The 5,558-nt window shown below is 46.4% G+C and carries 3 protein-coding genes and 1 pseudogene; all 4 read left to right on the top strand.

Annotated features, from left to right (window positions below; all coding sequences use genetic code 11):
- A pseudogene (locus AC3OH0_RS05270) lies at window positions 1–266 on the top strand (ABC transporter ATP-binding protein); the annotation flags it as partial.
- Window positions 267–272: 6 nt separating this feature from the next.
- The gene (locus tag AC3OH0_RS05275) at window positions 273–3,830 is read left to right on the top strand and encodes a COG1361 family protein (RefSeq protein ID WP_498345026.1); all 3,558 of its coding nucleotides are present in this window, start codon (window positions 273–275) and stop codon (window positions 3,828–3,830) included.
- Complete coding sequence (locus AC3OH0_RS05280) at window positions 3,830–5,044, top strand: ABC transporter permease (protein ID WP_498345027.1); 1,215 nt, start codon at window positions 3,830–3,832, stop codon at window positions 5,042–5,044. Before AC3OH0_RS05275 ends, AC3OH0_RS05280 begins: the two co-directional genes overlap by 1 nt.
- Before the next feature lie 56 nt (window positions 5,045–5,100).
- Window positions 5,101–5,558, top strand: a 458-nt coding sequence (locus tag AC3OH0_RS05285; RefSeq protein WP_498345028.1) for a DUF2299 domain-containing protein, incomplete at its 3' end; no start/stop codon positions are given.

Raw genomic sequence — 5,558 nt, forward strand, 5'->3', positions numbered from 1 at the left:
GGGTAGCCATAGCTCGAGCACTGGTCGGCAACCCTGAAATAATACTGGCCGATGAGCCCACTGGGAATCTTGACAGGAAGAGTGCTAAGCTCGTCATCGAAACCTTCATAAAACTAAACGAGACGGGGATAGCTGTCTGCATTGTAACACACGATCCCGAGATCGCTAACTGCACAAACAAGATTTTTATTATAAGAGACGGCTCAATCATATCAGTTAATGAGCCGGAGAAGGAGAAGTGTATTTTGTACACGATTCAAGGGTGATAATCCATGAAGAAAGCTTCAATTTCCATTCAACTTGCTTTCCTAATCTTGACTTCAATTTTAAGCACACTCGTACTAGTTGGGGACTCGCAAGAATGGGTGGTTGAAAGCGTATCTTTCAAATCATCAGCGAACACTCCAGTGTACCCGGGAAGCAGAGGGGCTCAGCTCGTCGTAGAGGCGAGATACAATGGAGCCTCCAATGCTACATCACCAGTAGCGTGTCTCACCGAAACACCTGAAGTGTTCACAATACCAAGCAAATGTTCAATAGCATATGATGGTGAGGATAAGCCACTCACCCGGATAAGCACTGGGGAAATCGCGAGATACGTCTACAGCTTGGAGGTCGACAGGAATGCACAGCCAGGCTTCTACGAGATGGTGCTTAACATCACATACTACACTGCGGAGGCAGGTGTCCAGTACACGTTGCTGCCTTTAACCGTTGAAATCGCTAGACTTCCTCCCTTGGAAATCGTTGCTGAAAGCGCCTACTTCACCCCTTACGCCTATCCCGGTGCTAGCAATATCGGATTAGCAGTAAAAATCAGGAATAATGGAAGCACAAGCATATTAGTGTTAGACGCTTCTATTGCATTCCCCGAGTTCATAACTCCGTCTTCAGCCAATGTAAGCTTAGCGGGGATTCAGCCGGGCGAGTCGGCAACTATTTATGTCCAGGGACTAACGATAAGCCCTAACGCCCAACCCGGGGAATACTTGTTATCCATAACCCTGAATGCTACCCTTACAACAACCGACGGTGTCAGGTACTCGTCCAGCACAATTCTTCAAGCAACGGTGGAGGTGTCTGAGCCGCCTAGCGTGAACGTGCAGATCCTGGATTATGGGTTTACAGCTGACGCGGTTTTGAGCGGGTTGAACGGCACGAACATCTACGTAGCTCTTCAATCCTATGAACCCGGGATTATAAACATTGTTTTCTACCGTGCCGAAATAGTAAACGGGTTTTTCCAAAACGGGAGCCGGGCTAAAATCGGCGAGTTGAACGCTGTCTTAAACTATCTTGACACATATACGTTTTTAATTAATAGTGTTTCAATCGAAGAAAGCTCTGACAGTGTTCTCTTGTTCCTCACGTTAAACGCGCAGGTTTCAAGAGATGGGGCAACGTTCCCGACTTCAATTAATATTACATTATATTTGCCGATAACTACAAGAGAGCTTTTGATCAACGTGTCGAGAGTCGAATGGGCCTCGGTCAACGCCTATCCCTCATCCACGGGTAATACGCTCGTTGCTTCAATCCTTAACCTCGAGTCTTTTAGCCTGAGAGATGTGACTGCAACGCTGAATCTTCCAAGCGTGTTTTACCCTCAAACAGTGACGGTTTACAACGCAGTTGTCAACGCTTACTCGGTTTCAGAAATAGCCTTCTCAGGGATTGCCATATCCTCGACAGCCAGGCCAGGCAGGTATCAAGCGGAAATCACAATACGTGGGTTCATAGTTAACAGAGATGGTTCAACAAGCCTTGTCACACTCGTCTTCAGCATAGAAGTCATAGTTAGCGACCCCGGCCAATTAAGCCAGTTCACCCCTGAGTTAAGAATACTGGATTACTACTGGGGTGATGGAGCACCCATGTATATTTACCCCGGGAACTCACGCGCACCATTCACCATCATTCTTCAGAACATAGGGCTATTTAGCGTAAGCGATGTTGTAGTTTCTCTCGAACCGGTTAACAATGATGTATCTATGTTAAACACCAGGTTATTCTGCTCCCCGAGCTTGAATCCGGGCGGAATATGTAGCGTTGTCTTTTACGCTGATCTATCCAATTCTTTACCCGGTGTGAAAGAGTTCGTTGTAAACGTAAGCTACTATGTTAACGCTTTCAACACCGAAGTGTTTTTCATGCAGTCTCATACCATATCGGTGATGCTGCCAAGCTATCCCGCAGGGGATGGTGTCATCCTCGCTGAGTATAGGTGGTTGAATAACTACCCAGCCTATCCGGGGTCTGAAAAAGCACTATACTACTTTTCAATTGTGAACCTGGAAGCATATCCCGTGTATTCCATATGGATAGAGATGAGAACGCCTGAAGGAGTCAGGGTCTCCCAGGGATACTCTCAAAGAATTTATGTTCCAGGACCTGTTCAAAGCCTTCAAACACTATCTTACAGCATCCCATTAGACATATCTGGGAACCTAACCCCTGGAGCCTACAGTGGAACAATAGTGATCGATTACTACTTACAGACGGCGGGAGGAGGGGTGAGGAAAACTGTGTCTTTTCCTGTTGAACTACTCGTTCAGGATGCTTCATCAGCTTTCAATCTTATCAGCTATGGGTGGTTATCAGGAGAACCTTCACCACCATCCAAAGGCGTCAGGTACTTCCTAGTCTTCCGAAATGAGTACATTCCCACTATAACAAACCCGATTTTAAGGCTCGACCTGCCTCCAGGGATTACTGATGCTACTACCGGGGAGGCCTCAACAACCGCGACTCCGATGGTACTGTCCGGGGGGGTTCCAGGCACGCCAGAGCTCGCACAATTGATTCAATACTTTACCGGCAACATTCCCCAGGGTATTAGTCTACCGGGCCAATCATCCTCGTATACTAAAGGAGATATTATAGCATTCCTGCTCAATCTTAATGTTGAAGGACTTGTTAACGATAGGTTGCAAATCAACGGTACAATAGAGTTCGTGGATCACTGGGGCTCCATATACCGCCAACCCGTAAGAATACCTCTCATCATACGAGGAAGCCCGGTCCTTCTTGAAGTAAATGTTACAACCCCGCTAATCGTTTTCAATAATGGAACAGGCCTGTTCGAGCTTGAAATCAACAACCCCTCGAGCTACAGCGCTTACGAGGTTTACGTTGCCCTAGTACCTTTAACAGGTAACGCTATGCCCCAGGGGAATATTAAGTACGTTCCAGTTCTACCCGGCCACTCCAAGCAGGTGGTAAGGTACGAAGTGGTTTACACCCCTGTATCCATAAGTTTAGGCGCAGGAGTCTCCGCCAGCCCCTCATCGGCAGCTTTCACAGCTACCCTAATTTACAAAGACTCCTCAGGATATGTCAGAATGGTAAACAACACCGTGGCAGCGGTGATCAAACCTTTCATAGAAGTCCAGATCGCTGATGAAACCAATGCTAAGTATTCAGACGGGGTGCTAGCCGTTAATGGTTTACTATACAACGTTGGCATATCACAAGCTAGGAGCGTTATAGTATTCTTGAAATACGGGGATAAGGAGGCAAAAACCCTGATGGGTGATTTAGACCCTGGCTCCCAATCCCCGTTCAGGCTTGAAATCAGGAATATCGGCTTAACAAGTGAGACATGCACAGTCATAGTCTCGTACAGGGATAGCTTCAATGTCGAATACACCATTGCTAAGGAGATACGGGTAGCAGTAATACAGCCCTCTCCCACGGCGACAACGACTCCATCCCCAGCTCAGGTTCCCTATATTGTCATAATAGTTGCTGTGAGCCTCTTCTTAATAGGGGTGTTCGTGCTGATCTACCGCCTACTAAGCAAATATAAAATAACCATGGTTGAGCGCTGATGCGTTTACTGGACATGGTTCAGTTGAGCACTAAAACCCTCTCCGAGAGAAAAGTGAGAGCCGTATTAACAATAATTGGGATAGCTATAGGGCCGTTAGCTCTCATAACAATCACAAGCGTCACAAGCGGTTATGGAAACTACATTATCCAGAGCATACTAGGTCTTGGTCAAAACATGATCGTTGTAATGCCTGGACAGAACTACAAGCTCACTCAGGACGACTTAGAGCTACTTAAATCGATTGAAGGAGTCGTGGATGCAACACCTTTCTACTCTACCCAGGGAGAGATAACTGTAGGGGGAGAGAGAAAAACTGTTTTCATATATGGCGTAGATTCAACCTTTCTTCTGAAAGCAATAGTGAGCTTGCAGGTGAAGGAAGGTTCCCCGCCGCTGGAGACAGATATTGGTAAGGCAATGATAGGCTACTCCATAGCCTTTGACAACACTGGCGCTAGGCAGTATGGAGTCGGTGACGTTATTTCGGTAACAGTTTACCAAGTCGGGGAAGGAGGTAGGTTACAGATAAAAAGGTTGAACGTAGCTGTCACAGCGGTTTTGGACAAGTATGGGGGAGCGGCTTTTCTGAACCCTGATCAAACAATCTTCACCCCTATTGAAACTATTCAGAAAATCCTGGGGATCAAGGATTGGGCCGGTATCTTATTGTTAGCCGAGGATCCTTCTCAAGTCGACCATATAACTGCTAAAATCCGGGAATTTTACGGAGGGAACGTTGATGTTATCTCGTTTCTCGCCCTGGCTCGAATAGCTATGAGCATCATAAACACCGTTGATTTTATAACGTTCGCAGCCACACTCTCAGCATTCGCTGTTGCAATAGCTGGAACCGCTTCAACAATGATTACGAGCGTTATCGAGAGAACGAGAGAAATAGGGGTTATGAAGGCCATAGGTTTCAAAGACTGGCAAGTGCTTCTTTTAATCATCATGGAGGGTGTTCTAATGAGTATTATAGGCGTGGTGATCGGAAGCGCTCTCGGCGTCCTAGGAGCTCAGCTCTTATCAAACTACGGTTTAACCATAACCGGAGGAGCCGTCTCAGTTAGGATCGAGGCATCTCCCGACCTCTCCCCGATCTTATTCCTACGAACAACTATTCTAACGATTTTCGTCGGAATCGCCGGCGCAGCGTTCCCAGCTTACAGGGCCATGAAAATACCCCCGGCAGTAGCGTTGAGATATGAGTAATTGATATTGCTTTTTAATTTGTTTAACGTAAATAGATCCTGAAATGGTGGCTTAAATTGTCCAGCAATGTTTATGAGTTGATTAGCAAATGGCTAGTCGAGGAATCATTCACTATTAGGAAGCTTGAAGCGCCTCCGGAGGCTAAGATATCGTGGGGGTTGGATGTTTTCACGCCCGGTCAACCAAGCGTCAACTTTAAAATACTTAACCCTGCCGACAAGCCTGACCGAGTCTTAATCATATTGGGAATAGGTATATCCCCCGATCACAAAAGGGAGCTTGAAAAGCTGAGGCAGACTGATCGGTTGAAAATTATCTCTAACATTCTTGGAAAAGCCCTGAGCGTGTGTATAGATTGTCAAATAACTGTTCAACCCAACATGATAGAACCCCAGGCCTTAAGCATACTACTCGTCCTTTTCAACGAGGAGATAACCCTGTACGGTAAGCCCTACTTCATGAGGCTTGTGGCGAGAACCCTGAACACTTACTTCGCGATAATATCCGGTTTTAA

The sequence above is a fragment of the Thermosphaera sp. genome, from assembly GCF_059755995.1.

What these genes read in the sequence shown, in the direction of transcription:
- AC3OH0_RS05280 (WP_498345027.1), top strand. Translation starts at nt 3,830, where the DNA reads ATGCGTTTACTGGACATGGTTCAGTTGAGCACTAAAACCCTCTCCGAG.
- AC3OH0_RS05275 (WP_498345026.1), top strand. Translation starts at nt 273, where the DNA reads ATGAAGAAAGCTTCAATTTCCATTCAACTTGCTTTCCTAATCTTGACT.